1 protein-coding gene is annotated in these 1,504 nt (G+C 69.3%); it reads left to right on the top strand.

Annotation, left to right across the window (positions count from 1 at the left end):
• The coding region (locus AC1DWT_RS51300; protein ID WP_477926279.1) for a condensation domain-containing protein at nt 1–1,504 on the top strand (1,504 nt) is incomplete at both ends.

The raw sequence follows: 1,504 nt of genomic DNA, 5'->3' as shown, positions 1-1,504 counted from the left end.
CAACACGGGCTGTGGTTCGCGCAGCAACTCGCCCCGGATGTGCCGATCTGCATCGCGCAGTACGTCGACATTCGTGGGCCGCTGGACGTCGAATTGTTCCGTGAGGTCGCGCTCGTGGCCGGCCACGAATACGAGTCGGTCTTCCTGCGTCTGATCGACGTCGACGGGGAACCACACCAGGTGATCGATCCGCCTGCCGACGCGGCCATGGGCGTCGTCGACTTCCGCGGCGCATCCGACCCGATGGCGGCGGCAGAGGAGTGGATGCACGACAACTACACGGCACGAGTGGATTTCGAACACGACCACCTGTGCGAGTCGTCGCTGCTGTGCGTGGGTGACGAGCGGCACCTGTGGTACAGCCGGATCCATCACGTCGCCCTCGACGGATATGCGGCGATGACGCTGGTCAACCGTGTCGCCGCCCTGTACACCGCGGCGGTCGAAGACCGTTCCCCCGAACCGAGCCGTGCCGCGGCCCTGCACACCCTGCACCGCCTCGAAGAGGACTACCGGGCATCCCACCGGTTCTCGTCCGACCGCGACTACTGGGCCGAACGACTCCACAGGCGCACGAACGGGGCCTCCCTGACCGATGTCGAGGCTCCCCCCGCCGCCCACAGCCTGACCGTGCGCACGGCGTTGTCGCCCGATACCGTCGCCCGGCTCGAGGACACCGGCGGCCGGCCGGGCGCGACGGCGGCCGCCGCGCTGATCGCCGCCTTCGCCTGCCATCTCTCGCGGCGGACGGGACGGGAGGACGTTCTCGTCGACATTCCGCTGTCTGCCCGCACCACCGCCGTTCTGCGACGGTCCAGCGGCATGCTCGCCAACGTCGCGCCCCTGCTGGTGCAGGTCCGATCCGGGGACGCGGTCGGCGACCTCGTGGCCCGGGTGCAGCACGAACTGATGGGGGCGATGCGGCACCAGCGCGGCAACGTCGAGGACATCCTGCGCGACCTGGGTGTGTCCGCCGAAGCCCGCAGGATCTCGGGACCGATGATCAACGTGATGCTGTTCGATCAGGACCTCACATTCGGGTCGCTGACCGGAGACTTCCGGATCCTCACCACCGGTCCCGTCCCGGACCTGTCCGTCAACGTGTATCGCAGCGGCACCCCGGCATCGACGATCGTCGAGTTCGAGGCCAACCCGTACCGCTACCGCGACGACGAACTGCGGTCGCATCACGCCGCCGTCGTCGGGTTGATCGACGAACTGCTCGCCGCGGACCCCGGCACTCCACTCGCCGCGATCGGCGCGCACGAGTTGGATCGGTTGACGCCGGTGGTGGGTGGGGGGTCGGCCCCGGAGGTGTCGTTGCCGGGGTTGTTGGCGGCGGCGGTGGGGGTGGATCCGGATGCGGTGGCGGTGGTGTGTGGGGGGCGGCGGTTGACGTATCGGGAGGTGGATGCGGCGTCGAATCGGTTGGCGCGGGTTTTGCTCGGGGTGGGGGTGGGTGCCGAGTCGGTGGTGGCGGTGGCGGTGGCGCGGTCGGTGGAGT

Source organism: Rhodococcus sp. P4_B6 (genome assembly GCF_056402215.1).
Note: the sequence above shows the minus strand (reverse complement) of the source record. Positions and strands in the feature narration are given on the sequence as shown.